We start from the raw sequence: 1,228 nt of genomic DNA, 5'->3' as shown, positions 1-1,228 counted from the left end.
GGGATCGACCCTCAACTATGCTACGATAGGCTTCGTACGAGTTGAGTGTAATAAAAATAAGTAAAATTTGACACCAAACACTATGCTTTTGCAATGAAAAATCTTTACACCTCGTTCTCGTCATTGGGTTTTTCTTTTCTTCTGTTCTTCTCGAAGGCTACGGACGGAAGAAGTTTTTCTTACATTTGATTTTTCTGAATGTAGTCTAGGATTGGGATGTAGTCAAGATTTGCCATTTAATTCATGCTTATTTGTAATTCTCTGTTCAATACTTGATTTGTTTCGGATTGATTGTCTTGTGAGTAATTGGCCACTGCTTGCATGTCTAAGGTGTTAATGAAGAGGCGACAGCTTCCATTAACATTAGTTGGTGGAATTATCAGGCTTAATTACAACTACGAAAGTAAGGGACCAATTATTGCATCTTAAAATTCCTAAGAACTCAATGCACTCATAGTAATTGCCGTAGTCACGAAAGTAGTCATGGTATTGTTGTGAGTAGGAGTGCTATACCTCGAAAGAGGATAGGACTTAAATGAGTGAATTGATGTGAGAACATTGAATCTAGAACTTTTACATTGTGGCATGAATTACTGGTAATGATTGACGAATTCAAGTCCTAGAGTTTTTTTAATTGAATTTGCATATTTATTTTATGATTATTTTTTTCTATAAATTAGCTGTAGTAATTTTATTAGATTTAATTCAGTTAATAAACTAGTTATTTGTCTAAATAATAAAAAATATATTTCTTAACCAGTAGCTGTAACACCTCCCTGAGGACGATATCCGTTGCCCTATACTACTGTTAACTTGCCTTTTGTTTGTGGTAGGAAAAGGTGACGTCAAATTTGGCGCCGTTGCCGGGGAGTCGTTCTTCAGTATCTAATTGGAAATATTTTTTTTTATTAATTTAGATTTTGTTATTTAATTTAATTTAATTTTTTTTTCTTGTTATTGTGTTGCACAGGAGAAGGTGATTATTCCTGTGATTTTGAAGACATCCTTGTGGTAAATTAAATGAAGATGTCGATGTCAAGTGATGAGCTCCTGGAGCAACCAAGCACTTCAAGTTTTATTATTCCATCTTTTAATTTTCCTTTAATTGTGTCTGGGTCTTGCAATATTTGTGGGCTTTTAGATCATCTGAGGGAAAATTGTCCAAAGAAGGGTTGGACAATTAAGCAACTTATTGGTTTTTATGCTTTAAAAGATGATTCTAATTCTC

General features: G+C 33.6%; 1 protein-coding gene. It reads left to right on the top strand.

Annotation, left to right across the window (positions count from 1 at the left end; translation table 11 throughout):
• Window positions 1-1,020: 1,020 nt before the first annotated feature.
• The coding region (locus BVER_RS34955) for a hypothetical protein (RefSeq protein ID WP_232316934.1) at window positions 1,021-1,228 on the top strand (208 nt) is incomplete at its 3' end.

The sequence above is a fragment of the Candidatus Burkholderia verschuerenii genome (assembly GCF_001189365.1).
GTDB classification, from domain to species: domain Bacteria; phylum Pseudomonadota; class Gammaproteobacteria; order Burkholderiales; family Burkholderiaceae; genus Caballeronia; species Caballeronia verschuerenii.
Note: the sequence above shows the minus strand (reverse complement) of the source record. Positions and strands in the feature narration are given on the sequence as shown.